The organism is Mesorhizobium sp. M0698, assembly GCF_040320455.1.
In the GTDB taxonomy this organism is placed as follows: domain Bacteria; phylum Pseudomonadota; class Alphaproteobacteria; order Rhizobiales; family Rhizobiaceae; genus Mesorhizobium.
The window spans coordinates 38,141-63,251 of record NZ_JAMYPQ010000001.1 but is presented as its reverse complement, the minus strand read 5'-3'; the positions used below and the strand labels follow the sequence as shown (position 1 = coordinate 63,251).

At 62.7% G+C, this 25,111-nt stretch carries 31 protein-coding genes and 3 pseudogenes; 12 read left to right on the top strand and 22 right to left on the bottom strand.

Annotated elements, in window-relative coordinates:
* Positions 1–4: 4 nt before the first annotated feature.
* The 6 genes and pseudogenes from NKI16_RS00385 to NKI16_RS00360 all read right to left on the bottom strand — a co-directional run bounded on the left by NKI16_RS00385 (position 5) and on the right by NKI16_RS00360 (position 4,680).
* On the bottom strand, positions 5–1,096 hold the full coding sequence (locus NKI16_RS00385) for a methyltransferase (protein ID WP_245274658.1): 1,092 nt from the start codon (positions 1,094–1,096) through the stop codon (positions 5–7).
* Between the two features lie 82 nt (positions 1,097–1,178).
* A pseudogene (locus NKI16_RS00380) lies at positions 1,179–1,928 on the bottom strand (phage terminase large subunit family protein); the annotation flags it as partial.
* A 121-nt stretch (positions 1,929–2,049) separates the two neighbouring features.
* The gene (locus tag NKI16_RS00375; protein ID WP_352922180.1) at positions 2,050–2,607 is read right to left on the bottom strand and encodes a hypothetical protein; all 558 of its coding nucleotides are present in this window, start codon (positions 2,605–2,607) and stop codon (positions 2,050–2,052) included.
* A gap of 671 nt (positions 2,608–3,278) precedes the next feature.
* A pseudogene (locus NKI16_RS00370) lies at positions 3,279–3,893 on the bottom strand (terminase large subunit domain-containing protein); the annotation flags it as partial.
* Entirely contained in the window at positions 3,871–4,269 is a 399-nt protein-coding gene (locus NKI16_RS00365; RefSeq protein WP_245274656.1) for a hypothetical protein, read from the bottom strand. The gene NKI16_RS00365 and the pseudogene NKI16_RS00370, both read right to left, overlap by 23 nt.
* A 3-nt stretch (positions 4,270–4,272) precedes the next feature.
* A complete protein-coding gene (locus tag NKI16_RS00360) occupies positions 4,273–4,680 on the bottom strand; it encodes a hypothetical protein (RefSeq protein ID WP_023675716.1) in 408 nt (135 codons plus the stop codon).
* Positions 4,681–5,051: 371 nt separating this feature from the next.
* Here NKI16_RS00360 and NKI16_RS00355 point away from each other — a divergent pair, with 371 nt between their 5' ends.
* Together NKI16_RS00355 and NKI16_RS00350 are read left to right on the top strand one after the other, a co-directional pair.
* Positions 5,052–5,870: a class I SAM-dependent methyltransferase gene (locus NKI16_RS00355; protein ID WP_023675715.1), complete on the top strand. Its 819-nt coding sequence runs from the start codon at positions 5,052–5,054 to the stop codon at positions 5,868–5,870.
* A gap of 712 nt (positions 5,871–6,582) precedes the next feature.
* Positions 6,583–6,888 (top strand): hypothetical protein, encoded by a 306-nt coding sequence (locus NKI16_RS00350; RefSeq protein ID WP_023675713.1) that lies wholly within the window; start codon positions 6,583–6,585, stop codon positions 6,886–6,888.
* Positions 6,889–6,959: 71 nt separating this feature from the next.
* On the opposite strand, the gene NKI16_RS00345 is transcribed toward NKI16_RS00350, so the two are convergent.
* The 4 genes from NKI16_RS00345 to NKI16_RS00330 all read right to left on the bottom strand — a co-directional run bounded on the left by NKI16_RS00345 (position 6,960) and on the right by NKI16_RS00330 (position 9,066).
* The gene (locus tag NKI16_RS00345; RefSeq protein ID WP_023675712.1) at positions 6,960–7,313 is read right to left on the bottom strand and encodes a hypothetical protein; all 354 of its coding nucleotides are present in this window, start codon (positions 7,311–7,313) and stop codon (positions 6,960–6,962) included.
* A 123-nt stretch (positions 7,314–7,436) separates the two neighbouring features.
* Positions 7,437–7,625, bottom strand: a complete 189-nt coding sequence (locus NKI16_RS00340) for a hypothetical protein (protein WP_031211496.1) — start codon at positions 7,623–7,625, stop codon at positions 7,437–7,439.
* Positions 7,612–8,043, bottom strand: a complete 432-nt coding sequence (locus NKI16_RS00335) for a DoxX family protein (RefSeq protein WP_023675711.1) — start codon at positions 8,041–8,043, stop codon at positions 7,612–7,614. The genes NKI16_RS00340 and NKI16_RS00335 overlap by 14 nt, the downstream gene beginning before the upstream one ends.
* Before the next feature lie 270 nt (positions 8,044–8,313).
* Positions 8,314–9,066: a tryptophan 2,3-dioxygenase family protein gene (locus NKI16_RS00330; protein ID WP_352621294.1), complete on the bottom strand. Its 753-nt coding sequence runs from the start codon at positions 9,064–9,066 to the stop codon at positions 8,314–8,316.
* Positions 9,067–9,220: 154 nt separating this feature from the next.
* On the opposite strand from NKI16_RS00330, the gene NKI16_RS00325 reads away from it, so the two are divergent.
* Entirely contained in the window at positions 9,221–9,697 is a 477-nt protein-coding gene (locus NKI16_RS00325) for an Lrp/AsnC family transcriptional regulator (protein WP_245274655.1), read from the top strand.
* Positions 9,698–9,702: 5 nt separating this feature from the next.
* On the opposite strand, the gene NKI16_RS00320 is transcribed toward NKI16_RS00325, so the two are convergent.
* The gene (locus tag NKI16_RS00320; protein ID WP_023675708.1) at positions 9,703–10,176 is read right to left on the bottom strand and encodes an Lrp/AsnC family transcriptional regulator; all 474 of its coding nucleotides are present in this window, start codon (positions 10,174–10,176) and stop codon (positions 9,703–9,705) included.
* A gap of 111 nt (positions 10,177–10,287) precedes the next feature.
* On the opposite strand from NKI16_RS00320, the gene NKI16_RS00315 reads away from it, so the two are divergent.
* Complete coding sequence (locus NKI16_RS00315) at positions 10,288–10,854, top strand: RBBP9/YdeN family alpha/beta hydrolase (protein WP_023675707.1); 567 nt, start codon at positions 10,288–10,290, stop codon at positions 10,852–10,854.
* 52 nt (positions 10,855–10,906) lie between these two features.
* Here NKI16_RS00315 and NKI16_RS00310 read toward each other — a convergent pair whose 3' ends face one another.
* Both NKI16_RS00310 and NKI16_RS00305 read right to left on the bottom strand, forming a co-directional pair.
* Entirely contained in the window at positions 10,907–11,866 is a 960-nt protein-coding gene (locus NKI16_RS00310) for a prohibitin family protein (RefSeq protein WP_352571346.1), read from the bottom strand.
* Between the two features lie 113 nt (positions 11,867–11,979).
* A complete protein-coding gene (locus tag NKI16_RS00305) occupies positions 11,980–12,150 on the bottom strand; it encodes a hypothetical protein (protein WP_023675705.1) in 171 nt (56 codons plus the stop codon).
* Positions 12,151–12,281: 131 nt separating this feature from the next.
* On the opposite strand from NKI16_RS00305, the gene NKI16_RS00300 reads away from it, so the two are divergent.
* The 5 genes from NKI16_RS00300 to NKI16_RS00280 all read left to right on the top strand — a co-directional run bounded on the left by NKI16_RS00300 (position 12,282) and on the right by NKI16_RS00280 (position 14,083).
* Complete coding sequence (locus tag NKI16_RS00300) at positions 12,282–12,536, top strand: hypothetical protein (protein ID WP_023675704.1); 255 nt, start codon at positions 12,282–12,284, stop codon at positions 12,534–12,536.
* On the top strand, positions 12,533–12,841 hold the full coding sequence (locus tag NKI16_RS00295; protein ID WP_023675703.1) for a hypothetical protein: 309 nt from the start codon (positions 12,533–12,535) through the stop codon (positions 12,839–12,841). The genes NKI16_RS00300 and NKI16_RS00295 overlap by 4 nt, the downstream gene beginning before the upstream one ends.
* An 11-nt stretch (positions 12,842–12,852) precedes the next feature.
* A complete protein-coding gene (locus NKI16_RS00290) occupies positions 12,853–13,035 on the top strand; it encodes a DUF3606 domain-containing protein (RefSeq protein ID WP_023675702.1) in 183 nt (60 codons plus the stop codon).
* Positions 13,036–13,247: 212 nt separating this feature from the next.
* Positions 13,248–13,430 carry a hypothetical protein gene (locus NKI16_RS00285; protein ID WP_245274654.1) on the top strand — a complete coding sequence of 61 codons (183 nt, stop codon included), beginning with the start codon at positions 13,248–13,250 and terminating at the stop codon, positions 13,428–13,430.
* A gap of 44 nt (positions 13,431–13,474) precedes the next feature.
* Positions 13,475–14,083: a hypothetical protein gene (locus NKI16_RS00280; RefSeq protein WP_023675700.1), complete on the top strand. Its 609-nt coding sequence runs from the start codon at positions 13,475–13,477 to the stop codon at positions 14,081–14,083.
* Positions 14,084–14,098: 15 nt separating this feature from the next.
* Here NKI16_RS00280 and NKI16_RS00275 read toward each other — a convergent pair whose 3' ends face one another.
* Positions 14,099–15,004: a S1C family serine protease gene (locus NKI16_RS00275; protein WP_023675699.1), complete on the bottom strand. Its 906-nt coding sequence runs from the start codon at positions 15,002–15,004 to the stop codon at positions 14,099–14,101.
* 267 nt (positions 15,005–15,271) lie between these two features.
* Between NKI16_RS00275 and yghU the strand changes: the two genes are divergently transcribed.
* A complete protein-coding gene (gene yghU, locus NKI16_RS00270) occupies positions 15,272–16,159 on the top strand; it encodes a glutathione-dependent disulfide-bond oxidoreductase (RefSeq protein WP_023675697.1) in 888 nt (295 codons plus the stop codon).
* Here the strand turns inward: yghU and NKI16_RS00265 are convergent.
* The 3 genes from NKI16_RS00265 to NKI16_RS00255 form a co-directional block, all read right to left on the bottom strand.
* Complete coding sequence (locus NKI16_RS00265) at positions 16,156–16,959, bottom strand: hypothetical protein (RefSeq protein WP_245274653.1); 804 nt, start codon at positions 16,957–16,959, stop codon at positions 16,156–16,158. The genes yghU and NKI16_RS00265 overlap by 4 nt on opposite strands.
* Positions 16,960–17,288: 329 nt before the next feature.
* Entirely contained in the window at positions 17,289–17,540 is a 252-nt protein-coding gene (locus tag NKI16_RS00260; protein ID WP_023675695.1) for an exopolysaccharide production repressor protein, read from the bottom strand.
* A gap of 150 nt (positions 17,541–17,690) precedes the next feature.
* A complete protein-coding gene (locus NKI16_RS00255) occupies positions 17,691–18,857 on the bottom strand; it encodes a KamA family radical SAM protein (protein ID WP_084641033.1) in 1,167 nt (388 codons plus the stop codon).
* A gap of 489 nt (positions 18,858–19,346) precedes the next feature.
* Here NKI16_RS00255 and NKI16_RS00250 point away from each other — a divergent pair, with 489 nt between their 5' ends.
* Positions 19,347–19,778 (top strand): SAM-dependent methyltransferase, encoded by a 432-nt coding sequence (locus NKI16_RS00250; protein WP_023675692.1) that lies wholly within the window; start codon positions 19,347–19,349, stop codon positions 19,776–19,778.
* Between the two features lie 61 nt (positions 19,779–19,839).
* On the opposite strand, the gene NKI16_RS00245 is transcribed toward NKI16_RS00250, so the two are convergent.
* Together NKI16_RS00245 and NKI16_RS00240 are read right to left on the bottom strand one after the other, a co-directional pair.
* On the bottom strand, positions 19,840–21,462 hold the full coding sequence (locus tag NKI16_RS00245; protein WP_023675691.1) for an ABC-F family ATP-binding cassette domain-containing protein: 1,623 nt from the start codon (positions 21,460–21,462) through the stop codon (positions 19,840–19,842).
* Positions 21,463–21,622: 160 nt separating this feature from the next.
* Positions 21,623–22,174, bottom strand: a complete 552-nt coding sequence (locus NKI16_RS00240) for an isochorismatase family protein (protein ID WP_023675690.1) — start codon at positions 22,172–22,174, stop codon at positions 21,623–21,625.
* 211 nt (positions 22,175–22,385) lie between these two features.
* Here NKI16_RS00240 and NKI16_RS00235 point away from each other — a divergent pair, with 211 nt between their 5' ends.
* Positions 22,386–22,937 carry a DUF4019 domain-containing protein gene (locus tag NKI16_RS00235; RefSeq protein ID WP_156937308.1) on the top strand — a complete coding sequence of 184 codons (552 nt, stop codon included), beginning with the start codon at positions 22,386–22,388 and terminating at the stop codon, positions 22,935–22,937.
* Positions 22,938–23,192: 255 nt separating this feature from the next.
* Here NKI16_RS00235 and NKI16_RS00230 read toward each other — a convergent pair.
* From NKI16_RS00230 to NKI16_RS00220, 3 genes and pseudogenes are all read right to left on the bottom strand, one after another.
* Positions 23,193–23,588: pseudogene (locus NKI16_RS00230) on the bottom strand (LysR substrate-binding domain-containing protein); the annotation flags it as partial.
* Positions 23,589–23,654: 66 nt separating this feature from the next.
* The gene (locus tag NKI16_RS00225) at positions 23,655–24,425 is read right to left on the bottom strand and encodes an exodeoxyribonuclease III (RefSeq protein ID WP_023675687.1); all 771 of its coding nucleotides are present in this window, start codon (positions 24,423–24,425) and stop codon (positions 23,655–23,657) included.
* 9 nt (positions 24,426–24,434) lie between these two features.
* Positions 24,435–25,079, bottom strand: a complete 645-nt coding sequence (locus tag NKI16_RS00220; protein WP_023675686.1) for an alpha/beta hydrolase family protein — start codon at positions 25,077–25,079, stop codon at positions 24,435–24,437.
* Between the last annotated feature and the right edge of the window lie 32 nt (positions 25,080–25,111).

Genomic DNA, 25,111 nt, shown 5'->3' with positions numbered 1-25,111 from the left:
GCCTCTATTTGTAAGCCACTGCTGCGCTTGCAGGTCCCGCCAATGGAATAATCTCGCAGCGACTAAACCCTGCCACTTTGCACCACTCGGTGAACTGGGCGCCGGTGAAGTCAAACGCCTCGCCAAATTCGATCAGCATGTTCAGCGACATCATGAGACCGAAGCCGTTTTGCCTGCGTTCATCGTCGATGATGTTCTCGATGGCGACCAGCGCGCCGCCGGTCGGCAATGCACGATAGGCCTTGGCGATCAGCATTTTCTTGTTCTCGAGATTCCAGTCGTGAAGGATCATTCCCATCGTGATGATGTCCGCCTTGGGGAATTCGTCCGCGAAGAAGTCGATCGTCTCGGCGATGACCCGGCCGCCGAGATTGCGCTCCCTCAAGCGCCGTTCGGCGATCGGCTGCACATCGGCGAGATCGCACGTCCGGCATTGCATGTGCGGATGCCGCGCCGCGACGATGGCCGAAAGCTGCCCGGTTGCGCCGCCTATATCGGCCAGCGTCTTATATTTGGAAAAGTCGAATTTCTCGGCAAACGCCGTGAAATTGCCCATGGAGATGCCGCTCATCGCGTCCATGAACTGCTCCAGGCGCGCCGGGTCCGCATAGAGCTCGCCGAACATCGACTTGCCTGTCTCCTTGATCTCGTTTTGAGGCTTTCCGGTTTGCAATGCCGGTGTGAGATCGCCCCAGAACCGATACAGTCGTGCGTTCGCCATCTCAAGGATTCCACCGATGTATTGGGGGCTCCGCTTGACCAGGAACAGCGCGGTCGATGGCGTATTGCCGTATTTGCCGGTTTCACCGGCGCCGTCCCTCTGCAGCAATCCGAGCGCGACGAGGGTGTCGAGAAAATCATACGTTGCGCGCGGATGCAGCCTCATCGCGCCTTGCAGTTCGAGGCCCGTTTTGGGGCCGTCCGCAAGCAGCGAGAAGAGTCCCAGTTCCACGGCGCTCAACAATGTCTTGGCTGGCCAGAACCCAAAGCCAATTTGCAGTATGTGGTCTGGAGAAATTCCGTTTTTCATCTGATCCTCCCCTATCGGCGAATGCCCCCGTGAGGCCACGCCGATGCGTCCCTTGAGCGGGATCATTCGATGCTACACCACGTCCACGGACGTTCACTACAGTTTTCCAATCGGAGCCGGAGCGCATTGCCTCCCTCCCCGATTTTCCTCACCGAAACGCCCCCAGCGGATCGCTCTGCCCCGCCTTCCGCCGCGCGGCCTTGAACAGAGCCGGGTCGACCACCGCTTCCCTCAGCATCATCACGCCGTAGCGGGTCGCCGCCATCAAATCGTCGCGCAGCTTCACCACCTGGCCATCCCGGCGGTGATAGAGCCGGAACTCCTCGAACCACGGCAAAAGCGTCGAGAACACCTTGAAGCGGCCGCTCTGCATGCGGTCGAGCATCTCCATCAGCCCGGCCTCGACCGATACCGAACCGTCGGCGAACTGCGCATGGCTGGCGAGCATGTTCAGCCCGTGCGCGGAATATTGCCTGGCAAGTGCGGTGCCGGCACCTTCCAGCGTCTCGCGGCGGCCGTCGCGCGGCCATGCCCATGGCAGCCAATCGCCCCACGGTTTCAGCGTCAGCGCCTGCATGGCGGGAGTCTGCTGCGAGGCACGGCAGGCCTTCGTGACATAGACGACATCGGCCTCCGTATCCCAGGCGAGCTCGACCGCGGCCGACGGATGGTCCCAGCCGAAATCGAGCGCGCCGAGCCTTGGCCAATAGCGCGGCGGCGGGAACGGCTCGCAGGCGATCAGCTCCTCGGCCACCGGAAAGATGCGGCCGGAGCCGAGCACCGGAATGCCCTTGGCCCGCGCCTCGCGCTCATGCGCCGGATAGGCGGCAATGACCTCGGCGCGCTGCTGCGGCGTATAATGCTCGGCATCGTCGATGGTCATGAAGGTGACGTGGCGGGTCATTGTGCGCCCTCGCGGCATTGAATCGTGGTGGCAGGCGCGCGCTCCAACGCCCCGCCTCGCAGCTCCGTTTGCATCGCTCGGAACACCTGCCACGGAGCCGGTCGAAAAGTCGGGATCAGATCGTCCGACGTTTGATGCGCACGACTTTCGGCGCCTGTGCATCCATGAACATGTAGCACCGGCCTAGCAGCGCCTTTTTGCCAAAATCATCGAATACGTTCTGCCCGAGCGGCGTGAACAACACCTCGTCGGTCGTCAGTCCGTCCTGGTGGCGAGCCTCGATCTCTGGCCAATGCGCCTTTGCAATATCGGTCAGCACGACGTTGAAGGCAGGATGATTGTAACTGACCAACAAATTGCCATCGTCCATATCAGATGGTTTCATGTCCGGGTGGTAGTTGTAGATCTCGGCAAGCGTCTGGATGGCTGCCAAGGATGCAGCGCCATCGGAAAGACCAGCCTCCGTCAGCACACAGGTGCCGTTTTCAAGGATGGCAAAGTCACGCTCCTGGTTGAAGTAGTAGCCAATGCGCTCTTCGATGCGATCGATGGGCTGCGAAAACGATGGCCGCCATTTCGGGACAGGAGGAGAAGTTGCTGACATGCCGACGTTGCCTTCTGGTGATACGACAATTGACGAAAGGCCGCCGATCAACACCATTCGTCTATTCATAGTTGTGATCTCCCGCCCAATGTAGCCAGTCTAGTTCCGGATCATGGCTTGGCAACCGCGCTGGTCATGAAGGGGACGTGGCGGCTCATGCGCGATACCTTGCTGGAGCAAAACCGGGACGGCGCGCGACGAACACAGGCGGGCCGGCTAATGGCCCTGAAGTATCTTGATCAACTTACTTTCGTAGGTAGGTCGCGACAATCCATTTTTGTAATCCGCGTACGTCATTCGCCCGCTCACCGCCGCATCAGTCCAGCGTTTGCAGTACACCTCTGGCAATGCTTCAACACTTGTGTTTATTATTCTTGCCCATTGTTTGCGGTAACCTAGTGGCTTTGCCCCTAATCCCACCGCACACTGAGTCATAAAATCCTTTTTGAAAGCTGGACTTCTTTGTATTCCAGCGTTGATTGTATTGAACCGGCTCTCAGTCACTACGCATCCTGAAAGCATTATTGCACCGATCACGACTAGCGACCGATAGTGATTTCCCACTGCCCACCCCTCCGTTGCGGCTCTCATCCTCCGTCCAAATAACTACAATTTTGCTGCAAAGAGAAGTGCTCCACACTATTCCGTGCGCCACAGTCAGCTGGGATAATGATTGCGCCGGGCTGGCTTATTCAGCCGATTGCTTCCCCTTCACCAATGAACTCGACCTGCTCAGCCGACAAAAACAGCAGCACCACGTCCGACATGCCGAGCAGCGGCGTGAAGGTGACGATGGTGATGCCGCCGGTGGCGTTGGTGCGGGTCAGCCCTTCGGAATAGATGTCGAGCGGCGGCTCCTCGTCGAACCAGACGCCGTGCAGCGTTTCGCCCTGCCATTTCTCGCGACCCTTCTCGTAGCTCTTGAACGACAGCACCGATTCACCGGCCTGGACGTCGCCGCCGCCGCCCCAGCGCACCACGACGCTGTCGAGCGCGCCCGGCGCCCGTCCCGCCATCGTGCTGACGATGGCGTCGGCCGGGATCATGCCGGTGCCGGCCGCCTGCTGCTGCGGCGGGCCGATCAGGATGCGCTGCGGGTTATCGCGCGTGCTTTCGCCGGTGACGCCGGCCGCCCACATCCGAACCGGACAATCGAAAACCTTGCCTTGCCACCAATCTGGATAGCGGCCGGTGAGGTGCATCGCCCATTCGGCGCCGCCGGCCCTGGTCTTGCCGAGCTGGTTGCCGGCCATGAACAGGCGCTCGCGATTGGTCGCGCCGGCTGCATGGAACTCGGCCTGCCTGGGATAGGGCCGATAGGCGGCAAGCTGGTTAGTGCGGCGCCTGCGGTCCAGCTCCGCCAGCAGGCTGAGATATTCCGTCCTTGCCGCCCGGCTGTGCGAGGCCTTTTGCGAAGCCCGGCTTCTCGAGGAACGGCCTAAGGACGGCTTCGAGGCCGCGGATGCGCTGCCTGATTTCGTCATCGCTCAATGCATCCAGATTGTTGATGTTGACACTAATATCCTTGGGCAGCACCGACAGCACGAGCTTCAGGTACTGGTCGGGCTTTTCGGCGCGCACCTCGGCGATAACGCCGGCGCCATGGGCGCGAAAATCGGCGCGGATCGCTTCGAGAAAGCCGTCGGCCAGCGTCTTCTTCGCCCGCTTGGTTCGGCTGCCGGGTGCTTGATCGTGCGGCTGCGGATCGCCGGTGGAAGGAGCTTCGGCCATGCCCTACTCCGCCGTCCCAGCGGAGACCGCCGGCTTCTTGTTGCCTGGCCGCACGATGCGCTTGCGCGGCCTGGCCTTCTTGCCGGCGCGTGCCGACTTCGGCTTCCGCGGCTGGCTTGCCGGTTTCGCATCAGTCGTCGTGCCGGGCTTCATCGCACCGGCGTCAGGCAAGGCATTCAGCCTTGCCCTGAGAATTGCCACCGCCTTGCCGTCGAGTGCTCCCGACGGGAAGCCAAAGCCGCCGACCGCATCGACGGTACCGCCGCGCACCATGCCGATCCGCACGCCGGCGGCCACCTGCTCGAAGCGGCCATGGCGTGCATAGGGTGCGGTGCCGGCGAACTCGCCAATGGCGCTGACGACCTCGCGGCCGTCATCGTCGGTGATGATGGTGGCATAACGGTTGGACATGGGGTGTTCTCTGAAGTGGGCGCACGGGCGCGTTGGGAAATCTATGGACGATAGGTGGTTGCGGACCGGGATAGTCGGTCGCGTTCATTTGCGCCGACATACCTCGGCAGCACACGCAACATTCGGTCGAACAGGAGCCCGAAATGAAAAACCCGCCTCGGCGGGCGGGTCGTTGGAGCCAATTGGCACCATACCCAGATTAGTAGCATAGCTGCCGGCACAAAGCAAGAACAAAATGTGGCGCGGTGGAAGAAAATGCACTGACGACCTCGCACCCTCGTCGGTGAACGGCTGGAAGGAGGGCGAAAAGGGCGGGCATTGCGTGAGACTTGCGTTGATGGGATGGTGGTTGCGCTTGAGGGGAACGCGTCATGGGCAATGTCACCAGTCACTACGGCAGCGACGGCATCGTCGATCGCATATTGGCCGCGATCCCGGACGCCGACCCGGCCGGAAAACTCGCGGCCGCGCAACTCTATCCATTCGATCAGCTCCATGGCCGCGAACTGATCGCCACGCGGGAGCATGCGGCCCGTCTTGCTCCTTCGCCGACAGATCGGATCCTGGATATCGGCAGCGGCATTGGCGGGCCGGCAAGGTTTCTGGCCTCGACCTATGGCTGCCAGGTCGACGGCATCGACCTGACACCAGCCTTTGTCGCCGCGTCGAGCCGACTGACCGCACTCAGCGGACTGGCAGACAAGGTTCGCTTCCATCAGGCCGACGCGACGAAACTGCCTTTTGGCGACAGCACCTTCGATGCGGCGATCTGCTTCTATGTCGGCATGAACATCGAGAACAAGGCCGCGGTCATCGACGAGGCCTGGCGCGTGCTGAAACCGCGAGGCAGGCTGATCTGGACCGAAGCCGTGCTCGCCGGCGGCGAGCCCTACTATCCCATGCCCTGGGCGGTTTCTGCGGCGACCAGCCACCTCGCCGATCGGGAAAAATTGAAAACCCTGTTTGTCGATGCCGGATTTCGCATCGACGAAATCGTCGACGAAACCGGCGAACATGTTGAGCTGGCGCTGAAGAGGGCCAATTCCGGCATCGTGCCCTCGCCGGCGCAGCAGCAGGCAAATGAAGTCGTCATGGGCGCGGAATTCCTGCAGCGCCGCCGCAACTACATCCGAAGCCTGAGTGACGGAAAACTCGCCTCGCTCGCCGTGATCGTCTCCAAATCGGCCTGAAAACAAAAACCCGCCTCGGCGGGCGGGTCGTTGGAGCCAATTGGCACCATACCCAGATTAGTAGCATAGCTGCCGGCACAAAGCAAGAACAAAATGTGGCGCAGTGGCAGAAAAATGCGAATTCCGTTCAGCGCCTCGCCTTGTCCGCCTCCCGATTGACCTTCCAAGAAGACCGCTAGGCTGCATTCCTTCGCGCCCCTCTCTGTCCTGCCGGACATCTCCCCCACTTGGGCGGAAATCGGCTTTCGCGCCGGCTTTCGCCAATCTCCAACGTTGCAGGAAGAGCGCAGCGCCGAAACCGCCAATCTCCCCACTTGAGGGGGAGATGGCCGGCAGGCCAGAGGGGGGTACTGTCCCGGGCGCTGTCCCGCCGACTTCACAGCCGGCAACACAAGCAACGTTCGATCGAAAAGAAGCCTGAAAACAAAAACCCGCCTCGGCGGGCGGGTCGTTGGAGCCAATTAGCACCATACCCAAATTAGTAGCATAGCTGCCGGCACAAAGCAAGAACAAAATGTGGCGCGGCGACAAAAAACCGAATTTCTCTTCGGCGCCTCGCGTTGCCCGCCAGCCACTTTGTGGGCGCGAACGCAGCGTCGGCAATTGGCGCTTCCTCCATTTGCCGAGGCATCTCACCGGCCGACGAGCAGCCGCAGCCGCGGATCAGAACAGGCATTCGCGCGTTTGACCCTTAGCCATGGGAGCAAAAATCATGAACGTCGCCAATCTGCAACTCGAAGGCCTGCTTATGGCCATCGCATCGATCAATCAGGTTCTGGTCCGCAAGGGCGTGCTCTCTGTCGAGGAGATAGACATCGCCTTGCGCAAGGCCGAAGCCAGCGAGACCAACGAGGAAAGGTCCGAAGGCATGTCGGCGTCCAGCCGCGACGCCGTCAACTTCCCGATCCGACTGCTGGAGTTGGCCAATCAATGTCAGCCGGAGACGGACATGCCGTCCTTCTCGAAACTGGCACGCATGGTCGGTCAGATCAAGGAACCTTACAACGACCAGATGTGACGCGGCGATCATAACTGACGCCGCGACAACGGCTTGCCGCGCCAGGGCGGCAAGACTGCTGGCGGCGCCTGCTAGCGGCCCTGCAGGATCTTGATCAACTTGCTGCTGTCGGCCCCCGGCGAAGAAAGCCTGCGGTAGTCCGCGTAAGTCAGCCTGCCATTAGCAACGGCATTAAAGAGCCGGTTACAAAAGGCGCTATCGTATTTTGCGACACTGACATTCATGATTGCCGCGTAAGTCGTTCTTTCGTTGAGCGGCGTGGACCTCTCGCGTGCAATGCATTCGTTGATCGCCACGCGCTTGGTGACAGGGCTGCCTTCAAGCGTGGTATGCATCGTGTTGAATTCGCCTTCGGTCAAGGTAGTGCAGCCGGCAAGCAGAGACGTGCCTATCATGGCGGCAGCAAAACGCGTGGCGATGTTCATGAATTCCCCCTCAAGACCCGCGTCTTGCTTAGCCCGCCGAATGTTGGAAGTACAGAGGGAATGCAGGCGCATCTACGAAAAGCATAAACCTCGAACGCTCGTACTTTAGCTGTCGCTTTTATTTCAATCGAACTGCGATGGCCTGAATGACGGTATCCAGCCGTTCTCGATCGTCACGACGATGCTGGTGCGGATCGTGCTGCCGATCTGGCCCTGGTCGCGGTCATAGACCCGGCCGGGATCGTCGCAGCCACCCTTCTGAGCGCCTTTACGAGAACGCCGGATGCGAGATTGGGCATCACGCCCTGCCAAGCCTCAGCGCCAGGACCCTGCCCGGCCCGTGCACGGCGGCGAACAGCAGCCCGGCCAGGAAGGTGAAGTGATCGACGAAGAAGCCGAACTCGGCCTGGTTGCCGGCCCAGTGCGACGGCCCGTGGAAGGCGAAGCCGAGGAACAGCACATAGGCGCCGGCGACGAGTGCTGCCCATGAGAAGAAGGCGCCGGTCAGGAAGCATAGAACGAGGACGACCTCGAGCAGGGCTGCGCACCAGGCCAGGAACAGCGGGAACGGAAATCCAGCCGCCGCGATATAGCCGGCGGTGGCGCCGATATCGACGAATTTGAAGATCACGGCCATCAGGAAGACGGCGGCAAAGATCAGGCGGGCGATAAGGATTGCCGCGGTCTGCCACGGCGACTGAACGGTTGATTGAGCGGTTTCCAAGGTCATGATGTCCTCCCAAGAGTTACGATGGTTGTGCCCCAAGGACGCACCACCAACCGCAAGCCCGACATCATCCCCCGAAAAACCTGCAGGATACAAGCGGGCGACACCAAAGTGGCGCCTTCCCTTCTCCCCTTGTGGGAGAAGGTGTCGCCGAAGGCGACGGATGAGGGGTGCTCCAGCTTGGCGCCGGCGGCACTCCGTCCAACACCCCTCATCCGTCTCGGCGCTGCGCGCCGATCCACCTTCTCCCACAAGGGGAGAAGGAAGGTTGTACTACCCCACCTTGACCCCCGGCTTGCTGATCGGCTCCCGTACCGTTCCATACTGGCTGCCCCAGCGGTCGGTCATCGCCCAGCGTATGTCCCAGAGTTCCGGGAAGAAGCGGTGGCGGGCGCCGGCTTCCAGCAATTCGACCGGCCGGCCCTTCAGCGATTTCGCGCCGAGGCCGATCGTGCGGTGGATGAGATAGAGGTGGTTGGCACGGAATTTCTGGAACAGCTCGTCGAACTCGATCAGCGCTTCGGCAACGACATAGCTGTCGCCGTGATCGTAGCCGGTATCGTAGACATCCTCGACCGAAAGGCCGCGGTCGTCGAGGTATGACGCCTTGAAGGCCCGCCACAGATCGGGCGGCAGGCGCAGCAGCTGCTTGAAGCCCGGCGATTCCTGGCCGCTGCCATTGCCGAGCTGCAGCCGGATCTGCTGGTACTCCTTGGGCGACATGGTTTCGAGCAGGTCGAGCTGCGCCGTCATCAGCCGCATCAGCCGATGCACGCGCCCCATCAGCGTGACGACGCGATGCGTGTCCTGCTTTTCCAGGAAATCGACGACGTCGATCAGCGTGTAGGCGATGAGCTTCATCCACAGCTCCTCGACCTGGTGCACGATCTGGAACTGCAACTCGTCGGCATTCACAATCTCGGCCAGCGGCTTCTGGCAGGCCAGCAGCCTGTCGCATTTGAGGTAGACGCCATAGTCGCGCATCTCAGGCGTTTCGATGCGGGCATAATAGTCCTGCTTGTCCATGGCCATGCTCCTTGCCGCGGCCGTTGGGCCGCAGGCGTTTGTTGGATCCCAGCCCGAGTCTAATCGCTTTCTTGCCGAACATTGTCCCTTTCTGTTATTCGATTGGCGGGAAACGAAGGACGAAAATTGTCACTGAAGCAGATTGGAAGAACGAATGATGCTGGATGCGGTCGACCGGAAGATCGTCGCGGCGCTCGAACGCGAGGCCCGCATCTCCTTTGCCGCGCTCGCCGATGAGGTCGGCTTGAGCAAGACGCCGTGCTGGAAGCGGGTCAAGGCGCTTGAGGACGCCGGCGTCATCCGCGGCTACTCGACCCGGATCGACCCGGCCAAGCTCGGCTTCGGCATCGAAGCCTTCATCCAGGTGTCGATCGATTTCGAGCTATCGGACGCCTTCGAGGCGGCGGTCAAAAAGCATCCGCTGATCCGCCGCTGCCACGCCACGACTGGCGAGGCCGACTATCTCCTGCAGATCGTCACCGTCGACATGATGGCGCTCGACAGGATGCTGCGCGAGGAGCTCAGCCGGCTGCCCGGCGTGCGGCGCACGATCACCTCGATGGCGATGCGCGAGATCAAGGGCGGCATCTCGTTCGCCAATGCCGTCGGGCATACGCAGACCAAGCGATAGACCGGTCAGGCCCTGGTCATCAATTCGCGTCCCAGCCGCTTCGGTTGCTCGGCGCGCAGAACCACATTTGTCGTCACCGTGCCGTGGTGGCCGATGCTGTCGACGATGCTTTCAAGATCGGGCGGTGACGGGACCACGACCTTGACCAGAAAACAATCCTCGCCGGTCACCCGCAGCACCTCGACCACCTCCGGCAATTGGGCGAACTTCTTCAGGCAGGCCTGGATATGCTCATGCGTGGTGCGCAGGCGGATGACCGCCATGGTGCCGAGCCCGAGCGCTGCCGAATTGATCACCGCCTTGTAACCGGTGATGACGCCGCGCTCCTCCAGCCGCTTCACCCGTTCCGAGGTGGCGGGCTGGGACAGTCCGACGCGGCGGCCAAGCTCGGAGATGCCGATGCGGCCATCCTCCTGCATGATCTCAATGATCGCCAGATCGGTGGGGTCGAGCCTTGGCCGATAATCGCCGTTCCGCATGATCGCCTCTAATCCATCGGATTTCGTCGCTGCTTTCCGATGATCTCTCATTCCGCCACCTGGGAGAAGACCTAGAATTGCACGCGCTGCATCAGGAAAGAAGGGCTTCGCATGACCGACGTCATCATTGTGCCGGGCATCGGCGGATCGGGCAAAGCCCACTGGCAGACACGTTGGCAGCAGGCAAACCCGGCGATGCGGCGGTTCAACCCGGCGAGTTGGGACGCGCCGGACCTCGACGACTGGGTGGCTGCGCTGGAAACCGCTGTATGCCAGGCAAGGACACCGCCGGTGCTCGTCGCCCACAGCCTCGGCTGTCTGCTCGTCGTGCACTGGCAGCGGATCTCCCCCCGCTCTATCGGCGGCGCGTTGCTGGTCGCGGTTCCGGACCCTGCGTCGCCGGCCTTCCCCTCCTCCGCCCGGGCCTTCGCCGACGCACCGCAACAACGGCTTCGCTTTCCGTCGCTGATTGTCGCCAGCACCAACGATCCCTACGGCTCGCTGGACTATGCCAGGGCGAAATCCGAGCGATGGGGCAGCGATCTCCATATCGCCGGACCGCTTGGCCACATCAATGGCGACAGCGGGCTCGGCGACTGGCCGGCGGGAATGGAGCTGCTGACAGCTTTTCTAAGTCAAACGCAGGCAATCGCCCGAGGCGCCGTGCTTCAGCCGTAACCGCACCAGGACGGCTATCGCGCCGCCGCCCTGATCTGGTTTGCGCCGCGCCTCAGTTCGATGCTGCGGCAGGCGTGCTGAGTTCGAGGAACGGTACGGTCGAGCCCGGGATCATCGACTTCGGCAATTCGCCGTTCCATCTCTCCGCCTTGGTCAGTTCGACCAGCAGCGGATTGTTGGCGATTGCGGCGGCGCGAGCCTTGATGGCGCCCGCGGTCGCATCGCCTTCGACCCTGGTCTTGTAGGCGCTGGCCTCGGCTTCGGCCTTGACGCTGTCGGCGCGGCCCTTGGCCTGGGTGACGGCGATATCGGCCTTGATCTTTTCCTGCTGCAGGTTCTGTTCCTGCTTCTGCACCTCGACCTGCGCCGTCATCCTGGCTTCGACCGCCTGCTCGTAGGCGTCGGAGAAGTCGATGTTCTCGACCTGCACGCTGTCTATCATCACCGGGCCGTCGGTTACCGCCGCGATGGCGTCGGCGACGTCCTTGTTGAACTTCGCCCGGTTCTGGATAACCGACACCGCGTCGTACTGGCCGAACACCGTCTTGATCTCCTGCGGTGCTTTCCTGGCAATGACACGGTCGGCCAGTGCCTCGATCGATCCATAATTGGTGTAGACGTTGCTGACTTCGGCGGCCGGCACGTGGAAGTTGACGGTAACGCGCATGTCGGCCGGCTGCTGGTCGCGCGAATAGGCCTGCATGGCCGGCAGGCCGCTGCAATCGTTCTGGTTTTCGCAGCCCCATTTGAGCACCTGCTGGCGCAAGCTGATCTTCTCGACGCGCTGCAGCCACGGCAGCTTGAAATGCAGTCCGGGATCGACGACCGAACTCAGCGCCCCGTTGGTCAAGAGCACGCCGCGGTCGCCCTGGTCGATCGTGTACCAGGACCCCAGGAGCGCAAAGACGCCGAGCGCCACGATGACGAGTGCGATCAGGCCGGAACCGATCGATCCCGATGCCATCCCCGGCTTGCCCTGCGGACGGCTTGAATTGCCTTGCGTTTCGGTCATCACCCCACCCCAACCTGATTGCCCGTGCTGCTTTTGCCCACAATAGTGGCGGCATTGCAATCCTCTGGATATGGAAGGACCTTCGCGCCAGCCGGCCGGACCGGCGGGGTGGTTCAGGCCGGCTGGCGGATTTCCCCTGCAGCCGCCGCAGCGGGCTGGGACGCGTTGCCTGGCGTCTCCTTCTGCCGTTCGGCATCGCTTTTGCGCTTCGGGCAATCCTCGTAATTGTGGTCGCGCCCGCCGCAGTAGGAGCAGCATTGTGCCGGCGCGTCGGGGCGAAGCATTGTTGGCATGCACAAGAATGCACTAAAACCCGACAGATTGCGAAGCCTTCGGCGCCGGCAAGGTCGATTTCACCACGGAACCGCTGGCGGCGCCTGAAGGTTATCTGCTCATTGCAACCGGAGCACAGGACATGGCCGACGACCAGAACCGCTACGAGACCGGCGCGAGGAAATATCCGGCAAAGACGAGCCCCGACGCGGCCGACGAATTCTCGCAGGATGCGGCCGGCAACAAGCCGCCTCCCGGCGGCATGGGATTGACCAGGCCGGCTGACGATTTCGACGACAAGACCCGGCATTCGGAGGGCCAGAACCCGCCGCGCACAGCGATCCGGCCAGACGGCAAGGCTACCGCCAAGAAGCCCGGCAAGGACGCAAGACGATGAACGTCGCCAATCTCCAGCTCGAAGGATTGATGATGGCGATCGCGGCCGTCAACAACGCGCTGGTCCACAAGGGCCTGCTGTCGGTCGACGAGGTCGACATGGCGTTGCGCCGCGCCGAGGCGGCGATGACCAGCGACGAGCGTCTCTATGAAGACATGTCGCCATCCAACCGCGACGCCGTCTGCTTTCCGCTCAGGCTGCTGCAGGCGGCCAACAATGCCCAGGGTGAAACCGGCGTACCGTCCTTTGCCGAACTGGCCAGGATGGTCGGCCGGACCAAGGAGCCCTATAACGACCAGATGTGATGGAGGACGCCATGGCCGACGACAAATCCAAGACCAAGCAGGATCGCAAACTGGTCTCAGGCGAAGAGCCTTACGAGGTCGCTGCCTTTGCCCGCAAATACGGCATACCGCAAAGCGAGGCCGCGACCATCATCAAGCGTTACGGCCCCTCGAGGAGGAAGCTCGACGCGCATATGGCGAGCCGCAACGCCTGATCCAATTCTGGCGGCGGCCGCCTTCATGCCGGAAGCGTCCCTGCCCTGCCGCCTTGTCGAGAGTATCGGCACCGTCAGCCGTGGTTCGCCCCTGTGGGATTCAACGCCTGGTTTTGACAGCCGCGGAATACTCGCGCGGCGCAACAACTCATTTACCTCGACGCTGTACCAGTCCGGTGAGCAAAGCCGGGGGTCGGATGCAGGAACAATTATTGCGCTACGAATGTGTCATGGAGCCGAACGGCCGTTGGATGGTGTGGGACATCGTTCACGATCTGCCGGCGCAATTTTCGGAAATCGCGCTGATCGGCCTGAGCCGTCGTGAAGCCGTTTCGCTCTGCCGGCTGCTCAACGAGACGAGCCGTTCCGAGACGCGGCAGAGCCGGGCCTCCTGAGAAGCGCGTGCGTCTCAGACCTGCCCAGGCTAAGAGGATTTTACATGCGATCGACAATATTCGGTCTGGTCCTGCTGCCGGCCGCCGCACTGGCGGAGCCGATCGAGACGCAGAAGATCATCACGGCGGCGACCGGCGACTGGAACGGCGACGGCGCCGCCGATCTGGCGATGATCGTCGAGACCGAGCCCGGCTCTCCCATGGACCTGTATTTTTTCCTCAAAGATCGCAATGGGGATTTTCTAAAACCTGCCGGGATCGTGCATGATCAGATTGACGGGGAATGGAAGGATTACGACCGGCCGGGCCCCGCCACATCCGACACCGAGCCCGAACTCACTACGCTCCCCAACGGTTCGATCAAGCTCTATATTCCGGCGATGGAGATCGGCAGCGAGCGGACCAATAAGACGCTGACGCTCGCCTGGCGCAACGGCACGTTCGTCGTCGCCGGTTTTGCCTACGAGTATTGGGATTACATGGACGACAATGTTGCCGGCGACTGCGACTACAATGTGCTGACCGGCAAGGGCAAAAGCAGCAAGAAGCTGGCGGACGGCAGCACCAGGCAAGCGACCGTATCGGTCGAAGGCAAGGTCATCCCATTTGCGGAATGGACCCCGGGCACTGGCTTCAGCGCTTGCGGAGAGTGAGAGGTTTCGGTTGCCTCACTGCAGCGGCGGCTTCCACAGCAGGCTGTTGCGATCGGCGGACTTGACGCGCAGCCAGGTTTCGCGGCCATCGCGCAGCACCCGGAGCGGGATCTCGGCACCGGCCGGGCCGCTCTTCCAAAGCTTGCGATAAAAATCGGCAAGCCCATCGACCGCCGTGTCGCGGACATCCGAGATGACATCGCCTTGGCGAAGGCCCGCCTGGGCGGCCGGACCGCCCTCGGCGACGCTCATCACCACGACCTTGCCGTCGCTCTCGGCCGAGAAGGCGCCGAGCCACGGCCGCGGCGGCCTGGCGACCTGCCCGCGCGTCAGCAGATCGTCGAGGATGGGCGGCAGAAGATCGATCGGCACCACCATGTTGATGTCGGCGACCTCGCCGTTGCGGCTCATCTGCAGGCGCAGCGAACCGATGCCGAGCAGCCTGCCATCCGCGCCGATGAGGCCGGCGCCGCCCCATGAGGGGTGAGCCGGCGCCGTGAAGATCGCCTCGTCGAGCAGATATTCCCAATAGCCGGCGAATTCCTGCTTGGTGACGATCCGCGCCCGCACGGAGCGGCCGACGCCGTCGGCGAGCACGACGGGATCGCCGATCTTGGCCCTGGAGGCATCGCCGAGCGCAATGGCGGGCAGCCCGAGCGGCGCCAGCGCCTGCACCAGGCCGAAGCCCGACTCCTGGTCGTAGGCTAGCGCATGGGCGGGAACCACGCGCCCGTCCTGGTCGGCCAGCCAGACCTCCTCGGCCTCGGTGATGAGATAGCCGATGGTGAGTACCAGCCCGTCGCCGCGGATGACCACGCCACTGCCCTCGCGGCGGGTGCCAAGTGTATTTGCCGTGAAGGCGTCCTCTGGCACGGTGGCGCGGACGGCCACGATGGATCGCAAAAGGGGTTCGATATTCATGCTTTGGTTCCTGGCAATGTTCGCAGGCCGATATGGGGTTCGCAGGCCGATATGGGCTATAGGTATGGCGCAGGTGATCAGGCGCAAGAGGCGGCGCCGGCTTTGGCGTGGACCGGCGCCGCGCCGTTCGCGCCGGGGTTTTGCAACAGCGCCGGCAGCCCTATCTGTACCTACGGCTATCCCAAGCTGCCCTATGCAAAGTTCCTCCGCCATTACCCACGTTGATATCGGATATCCTCCCAACCAACCCTTCCAAAGGCCTCCCAAATGAACGACTACGCAACGGACCAATACACGCCGCCAAAAGTCTGGACCTGGAACAAGGCAAATGGCGGCGCTTTCGCCAGCATCAACCGGCCGATCGCCGGCCCGACGCATGACAAGAAACTGCCGGTCGGCAAGCATCCGCTGCAGCTTTATTCGTTGGCGACACCGAACGGCGTCAAGGTGACGATCATGCTGGAGGAACTTCTGGCGCTCGGCCACAGCGGCGCCGAATACGACGCCTGGCTTATTAGGATCAACGACGGCGACCAGTTCGGCAGCGGCTTCGTCGAGGTCAACCCCAACTCGAAGATCCCGGCCATGATGGATCGCAGTGGGAAAAAGCCGGTCCGCATCTTCGAATCCGGCTCGATCCTGCTCTACCTCGCCGAAAAATTCGGCGAATTCCTGCCGACGGAGCAGCCGGCTCGCGCCGAGACCCTGTCATGGCTGTTCTGGCAGATGGGCTCGGCGCCCTATCTCGGTGGCGGCTTCGGCCATTTCTACACCTATGCGCCGACGAAGATCGAATATGCCATCGACCGCTTCGCCATGGAAACCAAGCGGCAGATGGACGTGCTCGACCGACGCCTCGCCGAAAGCGAGTATTTAGGCGGCAGCGACTATACGATTGCCGACATTGCGGTGTGGCCCTGGTATGGCGGGCTGGCCAAGGGCCGTATGTATGACGATTCCGGCGAGTTCCTGCAGGTGGAGCAGTACAAGAACGTGCAGCGCTGGGCCGACGCCATCGACGCGCGGCCGGCGGTCAAGCGCGGCCGCATGGTCAACCGCACCTTCGGCGAGCCTTCGATGCAGCTGCACGAGCGCCATGACGCCAGCGACTTCGAGACCAAGATGCAAGACAAGCTCGAGGCGGCCAAAAGCTAAGCGGACGACGCGCCGATCTCCCGCCTTGTAGGGGAGATCGGCAGCTTCGGCCGACTGCTCAAGCTCGCCTCCACCGCCGCCATCCACAGCCGGTCGATGTTGGCCAGGAATTTCTCGTCGAGTTTGTCAAGGTGCTTCCAGTACATGCCGTCCTCGAAGAGATAGCCGAGTTCCTTCTCGATCCTGTCGGCCTCCTCCGCCTGATCGAGCCGCAGGCCGGCAAGCATCTCCGCCTTCATTTCCGAAAGCTGCGAGGAAGAAAGCGCGCCGAGTTCATCGAGCGTCAGCCGCGGGAAGATCAGTCGGCTGCGCGGCAGGTCGGATAGGTTGACGCACAGGCAGCCGCGCCGAAGCGCATGGATGAGCAGGCGGGCCGACTTCGCCTCGAGGTTGCGCAGGGTGACGTCGTTGCGCAGCGGATCGGCGCGGCCGACGCCGTAAAAATGCGTGTTGCCGGGCTGGTCGTAGATCATGTCGCAGCCAAGGAATGCCAGCACGTCCGGCTTCTGACTGTGGATCGTCCAGTAGGCCGCCGTCATCGACATGGTGCCGCCGGCATAGACGAAGCCGCCAAAGCTGTTTTGCGCCGGCACGTAATGCGAGGCGCTGAAGATCTGCGCCTGCTGCAGGGGACCGCCTTGCGGCATCCGCTCCGCCGGGAAATCGCCGGCATGGACGAGGAAATCCCAGTCGGGGCGCACGCGCCAGGCGTTGTTGATGGCGACGATCTTGCCGAAGGCCTGCTTGGGCCAGGCGGCGGAGCGCACCACATCGGGGGCGCTACCGATCAGCAAGATCACGTTTGGCGTTCCGTCGATCACCACAACCCTCTCGACCGGCCGAAATGCATCTCGATGCCGCCCGGTTGAACGGCTTTATAGCCTCAATGGCCCATCGAAAACACCAGCCGGATTTAAGCTGGCATCAACAAAAGGCAGCTTGCCAGCCGGTTGTAAAATGTGGCCTTAGGCACCGTCGTACAAGCAGCAGGCAGGTTTTCCCGCTAGCCCAAAAACGACGATATGAGTTGGGCGATATATATTAGTTGACTAAACTAGCGGAACGTCCAATGCACATTCCCAGAACCGAACATGTCCTGTCTAGACCATGATATCTATATGGGACATTACTACATAAGCTGAACGCGACCTCGACGGTTCGGCGGCACAGCCCTCAGACGCCGCGGCTTTGCCTCCGCGCTTTTCGCCCCGGATCCGTAGATCAACCGGACGACGAACAGGAAATATCCAACCTGCATGACGATCAAGGTCAAGATCGTCCAGGCCAGCGTCTTCCAGATTGAACCCGTCGCAAGGTAAGTCGAGATCGCCACGATGGACGATGTGGTGGTCAGCCCCACCAGGAACTGTGGAAAGTTCATGATTTTTCTGCGCCGCCCCGGAACTCGCTACAGCCGGGACGAACTCCCCTAACCCATTACCCCGCACCAACATTTCCACCATTTTAGCAATTGCGCAAGCACCAAATAGAACAGCAGTTAACGCATGCTTCCGTGATCAAGGGCTGCATGTCAGGTCACCAAGGTGGGCTGGCTTGGACGGCGGCTGCGCGTCCCCTCCTCCCCAACCAGCTCTCCATACCCCCTCACCGCCCCATCAAGCCCACGTATTCGCCACGTCTCCCCTTCCCGTGCCTCAAGATGGGACGGGCCGAGCGGCACTTTCCCTCCGCCGTCCGGCAGGTCCAGCACGTAGACGGGATTGCAGATGCCCGACAGGCGCGCACGCAAGGCGCTGACCAGCGCCTGGCCCTCGGCGATCGTGGTGCGCCGGTGCGCCATGCCGCGCACGAGATCGCCGTGGTGCAGGTAATAGGGTTTGACGCCAAGGCGATACATCAGCTCGCGGCACAGCTCTTCCAGCACCTCGACCGTATCGTTCACGCCTTTCAGCAGAACGCTCTGGTTCAGCAGCACGAAGCCGCCCTGCCGCAACGTGCGGCAGGCCCGCTCGGTCGCCTCCGTGATTTCGCGTGGATGGTTGAAATGGGTGACGACAGTGACCATCAGCCGGCCCTGCAAGGCTTGAATCAACCCGCCGGTGACGCGCGACGGCAGCGCGACGGGTACGCGAGTGTGGATGCGCAACAGCCGCACATGCTGGATCGCCTCGACACGGGCGCGGATTTCCGTCAGCGCCCTGTCCGGCAGCGATAGCGGGTCGCCGCCGGTCAGGATCACCTCGCGGATTTCCGGATGGGCCGCGATATAGGCGAAGGCTTCGTCGAGAGCTTCGCGCGTATAGCCGCGGCCGATCGACGTCAGCTGCTCCTTGCGAAAGCAGAACCGGCAATAGACCGCGCATTGATAGGTCGGGAACAACAGAACCCGGTCGGCATGTCGATGCGTCAATCTAGGCACGGGACTGAAGGCGTGGTCGGCGATCGGATCGTCGAGTTCGCCCTCCTGCTCTGCCAGTTCGTCGGGCGACGGGATGACCTGAAGCCGTATCGGATCGGCGGGGTCGTTCCAGTCGATCAGGTCGAGATAGGCCTTGGGAATGCGAACCTTGTGGCGCGTGGCCGCGGCTTCGGCCGCCGCCCGCTCGGCCGGCGACAGCGGCAGCGAATCCAGATCGCCTACATACCGCACGCCCTCGCGAACATCGTCCCGCCATGCGGCATCCGCCTCGCGAGCGCGCCGGTCATCGGCTGCCACGCCGGCCGCATCGACCGCCATGCTGGCGTCGGGGATGTCGGGATGTGAGGTCATCGCAGGCTCCTTGAATTTCGGGCCGGGGTACAGCATTGGAGCCAGGACTTGAAGGCAATAAGCGGTGTTTGGCCGGGTTGGAGGGCGCGGCAGGAAGCCACAACCGGCCACTGATCAGAACAATCGTCCAACATAGCTGACGCAAAACATTAGCTTGCTCTTATATTAGCTTGAGCGTATACACATAAACGGCCGGTGATCTACCCCCCAACCGGTTAGGCTCGGCGCCAGTTCCCTCCCTACCCCTCAGGTCAACGACGCCGGGCCGCTCGGGGTCCGCCCGGTCGCCCGCGGTCGAGACCGGATCGTCGACCTCTTCGATGTCGATCATCCCCCTCAAGCAGCACCCAACTGAACATACCAGCTGAACACATCGGCGATGCCCGCGTCTCTCGGCCTTCCCGTCGCCGGCCGCGGTCGCTAATCTCGGATTGCGAAAAAGCTGGAGAAGAGCGTATGGCGAACGACTTGTCGCCAAGGCTTTTGGAGATCGTCAATGCGCTGCCCTTGCGGCAGGGCATGCGAGTGCTGGAGATCGGCTGCGGACCGGGTGCTGCAGCGCGCGAGATCGCGCGCCGGATCGGCGGTGGGCACGTGCTGGCGATCGACCGCTCGGCCAAGGCCATCGCGCAGGCCGGGGCCGCCTCGCGCGCCGAGATTGCGGCAGGCCGGCTGAGCCTTCGCCAGATCGCCATCGAGGATTTCGAGTTGGAGGCCGATGAGAAGCACTTCGACATTGCCGTTGCGGTGCGCGTCGGCGCGCTGGACGGGCGTCATCCCGAAGCAGGAAAAATTGCCCTGCGACGGCTCAAGGCGGCGTTGACCGCGCAAGGCCGGCTGTTCATCGACGGCGGCGATCCGCTGCGCGAAATTGCGATACATGGCTGAGCACCTCGTGCTTGGCCTCCGGAACCGAGCGTCTACGTGACCGTGAGCGGCAGAGCCGGCCTCAGCTCCGCAACCCCGGCGCCTCCTGCCCGGTGCGCTCGACATATTCGGTATAGCCGCCGCCATAGGTGTGGATGCCCTCGGGCGTCAGTTCCAGCACCCGGTTCGACAGCGCCGCCAGGAAATGGCGGTCGTGCGAGACGAACAGCATGGTTCCCTCGTACTGCGACAGTGCCGTGATCAGCATCTCCTTGGTGGCGATGTCGAGGTGGTTGGTCGGCTCGTCCAGCACCAGCAAATTGGGCGGATCGAACAGCATCAGCGCCATCACCAGCCGCGCCTTCTCGCCGCCCGACAGCACGCGGCATTTCTTCTCGATCTCGTCGCCGGAAAAGCCGAAGCAGCCGGCCAGCGCCCTGAGCGGCGCCTGGCCGGCCTGCGGAAATGCATCTTCCAGCGTCTGGAACACGGTGCGCTCGCCCTCCAGCACTTCCATGGCGTGCTGGGCGAAATAGCCCATCTTGACGCTGGGCCCGCGCGCCACCGTGCCATTGTCCGGCTCGGAAGCGCCAGCGACCAGCTTCAGCAGCGTCGACTTGCCGGCGCCGTTGACGCCCATGATGCACCAGCGCTCGCGGCGGCGCACCTGAAAATCCAATCCCTCGTAGATCGAGCGGCTGCCATAGCCCTTGTGCACGTTCTTCAGCGTCACCACGTCCTCGCCGCAGCGCGGCGCCGGCTGGAAGTCGAACGATACCTTCTGGCGGCGCTTGGGCGGCTCGACCCGGTCGATCTTGTCCAGCTTCTTCACCCGGCTCTGTACCTGGGCGGCATGTGAAGCCCGCGCCTTGAAGCGCTCGATGAAGGCGATCTCCTTGGCCAGCATCGCCTGCTGGCGCTCGAACTGCGCCTGCTGCTGCCGGTCGGCAATCGCCCGCTGCTGCTGGTAGAATTCGTAGTTGCCGGAGTAGGCGGTCAGCGAACCGCCGTCGATCTCGACCACCTTGTTGACGATGCGGTTCATGAACTCGCGGTCGTGCGAGGTCATCAGCAGCGCGCCGTCATAGTTCTTCAGGAACTGCTCCAGCCAGATCAGGCTTTCGAGGTCGAGATGGTTGCTCGGCTCGTCGAGCAGCATGGCGTCGGGCCGCATCAAAAGGATCCTGGCAAGTGCTACGCGCATTTTCCAGCCGCCGGACAGTTTGCCGACGTCGCCGTCCATCATCTCCTGGCTGAAGCCAAGGCCGTCCAGCACCTCGCGAGCACGCCCATCCAGCGCGTAACCGTCGAGCTCCTCGAAACGGTGCTGCGCCTCGCCGTAACGGGCGATGATCTCGTCCATTTCACCGGCGCGATCGGGGTCGCCCATGGCGTGCTCGAGCTCGCGCATCTCGGCCGCCACCTCGCTCACCGGGCCGGCGCCGTCCATCACTTCGGCAACGGCGCTGCGGCCGGACATGTCGCCGACATCCTGGCTGAAATAGCCGATGGTGACGCCGCGATCGACCGAGACCTGGCCTTCGTCGGGCTGCTCCTCGCCGTTGATCATGCGAAACAGCGTCGTCTTGCCGGCGCCGTTGGGCCCGACCAGCCCGACCTTCTCGCCCTTCTGCAAGGCGGCGGAGGCTTCGATGAAGACGATCTGACGGCCGTTCTGCTTGCTGATGCTTTCGAGACGAATCATGGTTTTCCGGAAAGGCCAAAGGAGCGTTCCCGCGCCAATACGCGATAGGCCGCGCCGGCGGAAGCCCGCAGTGGTGAGGCGCCCCGCGCCAAATTGTCTGAACCCGCCAGTTGCTTCCCGGCTGGATCAGGCTTTGACGGCGTAGGGATGAGCCGGCGGATCAGCTATCGGTCAGGGCTTTTGTCGTCGCAAGTTTGACCCCGGCGGCGGCAAATGCCGCATTGTGCCGGGCGATGATCTCCGCGGCGGTCTCGCTGGCGGCGTCGAGCGTGCTGTGGGCGTCGGAAACCACGGTGACGCCCAGGCCCGCTGCAAAGGCGCCCTTCACCGTGGCCGCCACGCAGAAATCGGTCTGCGCGCCGATCAGAACGACCTCGCCGGCGCCCTGCCCGACTACCCATTCTGCAAGCGCGGCATTGCTGAACGCGTCGCCGACACGCTTGGCGAACGTCGGCTCGTCCCCGGCCTGGCCGAGCGCCGGCCACACCGGCCAGCCCGGCTCACCCGGCGCCAGTGGATCGCCCTGCAGCCCGTCATGCCTGATGAAGGCGACCTTGCGCCCGCTGCGCCGTGCCCACTCGATCAGCGCGCGGGTGCGGGCAACCATGCCGTCGGCATCATGGATCGGCGGCTCGGCGACACCGTCGAACATGCCGGTCTGAAGGTCGATCACGATGAGCGGCGCAGCGGCCGCGGGGCTGGTCCCTGACATGGTTTTTTATAGCACGAGGGCGGAGCTGATCAAGGATCAGGGCCGCGATGGCGCGCACGGGCAACCGCAAGTGGCTGGAGTTCGAGATATGTGACAATCCGCTTGCGGCAGCGCTAACATAGCGCGCCATTGGGATGTGGGTCAGTTCGAAATTCTGGCTATCGGCCGTGACCGGATTGCATTCGTGGCAAGCTCCTGCGAAGAAATTACCATGACACATGCAGCCGTAGCTTTCCTTGCGATCGTGACTTCGGTGTTGGTCGCGATCCTACCCGCACAATCGCAAGAGTGGACGCCCTCGGAGGACGCGGTTCGAGATGCAACGGAAACGGTTGGTCACTATTTCCTTTCGCTCGATAATCAAGAGTATGGGCGGGCATACGAAATGAAAACTGATACCGCCAAAGCTTCGATCCCATCGAATGCCTTCGTGGAGCAAAGTAAACATTTTCATTCTCAGGCCGGCGCTGTGCGCGAGCGCCGGCTACTCAAATTCACGTGGTTGAAGGACCCAGAGAACGCTGCCTTTCCTGGCGTCTATGCCGCAGTCGACATAGCGGCGAAGTTTGAAAACATCGATCGTTACTGCGGCTATATTGTCCTCTATCAGCGGCCATCAGGTGGAAATTTTCGAGTCATGCGGGTCGAAAGCAACTTCATCGACAACTCTACCGCGAAAAGCATTGAAAAGACCCAATCGAAACTCGAATTGGATCGAGCATGGGCCGAGTTGTCGGCTAACTGTCCGAATTTTCCATCGTGAAGGTGAGGCGGTCCGTTTTTGTACGTTCCGCGACCATCGCTTTTCGGCTTCCCTCGCTTCGATCAGCGCAACGATGTCGGAGATCTCTTACAGTTTGCCGGCCCTACGACGCGAACGCAGCGAGAGCGCAGCTTTTGTCCTCACCCAATCCGCCCGTCACGGCATAGGCGCCGGCGGTGCGCTTGTCACTAAAACCCAAGCGCGATGTTTATCTCGTCCGATCGCCCTTCGCAAAGTAGCCGGCGGCCCGGACGATCACACCCGGCCCGATGTCCCATCCTCGCCAAAAATCCCGGTCACCCAGTCGATGAACACGCGTACCCGTGGCGCGAGCTGGCGGTTCTGTGGGTAGAGCGCCGACAGCGGTGTCGGCGACGGCGGGTAACCCGGCAGCACTTCGACAAGCGTGCCGCGTGCGAAATCCCCGGCGGAGCGGTAATGCGGCGCCTGCACCAAGCCGAAGCCGAGACGCGCCAGCTCCGCCATCGTGTCGGAGCCGTTGACCGTCACCCGGTTGGGCAGGCTGACATAGCGCAACCCGCCGCCGACGGTGAATTCGAGCGGCATGACCTCGCCGGTCCGCGACGAGCGGAAGCCGACCATCAGATGGCCTTCGAGATCGTCGAGGGTTGCCGGCATGCCGAGGCGTTCGCCCGCGAAGCGGCGCGGCCAACCTGACTCGTTGCCGCCCGGAAAGGCGGCGCCAGCCTCCGTGCCTCACTTCAACTCCACCCAGACCGGCGCGTGATCGCTGGCGCCGGTCTCGCCGCGCACGTCGCGGTCGATGCCCGCCGCTACCAGCCGGCGCGACAGCTTCTTGCTGAGCAAGATATGATCGAGGCGCAGGCCGGCATCGCGCGGCCAGCGATTGCGGCGGTAATCCCAGAATGTGTAGAGCGTCTCCGTCGGGTGCTTCTTGCGCAGCGCGTCAAGCCAGCCCTGGTCGAGCAGCCGCTGGAACGATGCGCGGCTTTCCGGCTGGACCAGCGCGTTGTCGTCATAGGAGCGGGTCGGGTAGATGTCGCGCGGCTCGGGCACGATGTTGTAGTCGCCGGCCAGCACCACCGGCAGGCCGGTGTCGAGCAACTGTGCCGCATGCGCCTCCAGCCTTTCGTGCCAGGCCAGCTTGTACTGGAATTTCGGGCCGGGCTGCGGATTGCCGTTCGGCGCGTAGAGGCAGGCGACGACGATGCCGGTGACCGCTGCCTCGATGTAGCGCGCCTGCTGGTCACTGTCGTCGCCGGGCAGCGCCTCGCGGGTCAGAACGGGTTCTGCGCCACGCGAAAGGATGGCGACGCCGTTCCAGGTCGGCTGCCCGACCCAAACTGCGCCGTAGCCGGCGGCCGCCAGCGCAGTGCGCGGAAACTGCGTCTGTCTGGCCTTGAGCTCCTGCAGGCAGGCGATGTCGGGTTTGGCGGTGGCCAGCCATGCGAGCAGGTTCGGCAGCCGGCTGTTGATGTTGTTGACGTTGAAGGTGGCGATCTTCATCGGCCTGCTTCAGCGCACGATGCGTTCGGTCCACGCCTTCACCGCATCGGCGAGTGTCTTCAAATGGTCGGCGGCGGAGAAACCGGAAATGCTCTTGCGCGGCTTCAGATCGTGGTCGCCGTCCTCCAGCCAGAGGATTTCGATTGCGTCGGAAAGATCGTAGGTCGCGACCTCGTCCCTCGTGCCGAACTCGTCGCGCGTGCCCTGGACGATCAAAGTCGGCGTCTTGAGGCCGGCGAGGTGTTTTGTCCGAAGCTGCGTCGGTTTGCCCGGCGGATGGAAGGGATAGCCAAGGCAAAGCAGGCCCGAGATCTCGCCCTTCGAAAACATCTCGTCGGCGATCATCGAAGCGACGCGTCCGCCCATCGACTTGCCGCCGATGATCAGCGGACCCTCCACGCCCTTCGCCCGGAGGTCGGCGATCGCCTTGACGTATTCCGGGTTCACCGTCTCGGCGCGCGGCGGCGGCTTGCGGTGGCCGTAGCGGCGAGCCGCCATGTAGTGGAATTCAAAGCGCGCGACGCGGAAGCCGGCTGCGGCCAGCGCCTTGGCGGTGGCGGTCATCGAGGGCGAGTCCATAGGAGCGCCTGCGCCATGGGCGAGCAGGATGGTGATGGCGGCGGTGTCGGGGCCGTCGAAGAGGAAGGTTGTCATGGGGACTCCAACGCTGGTGACCCCTTCTCCCC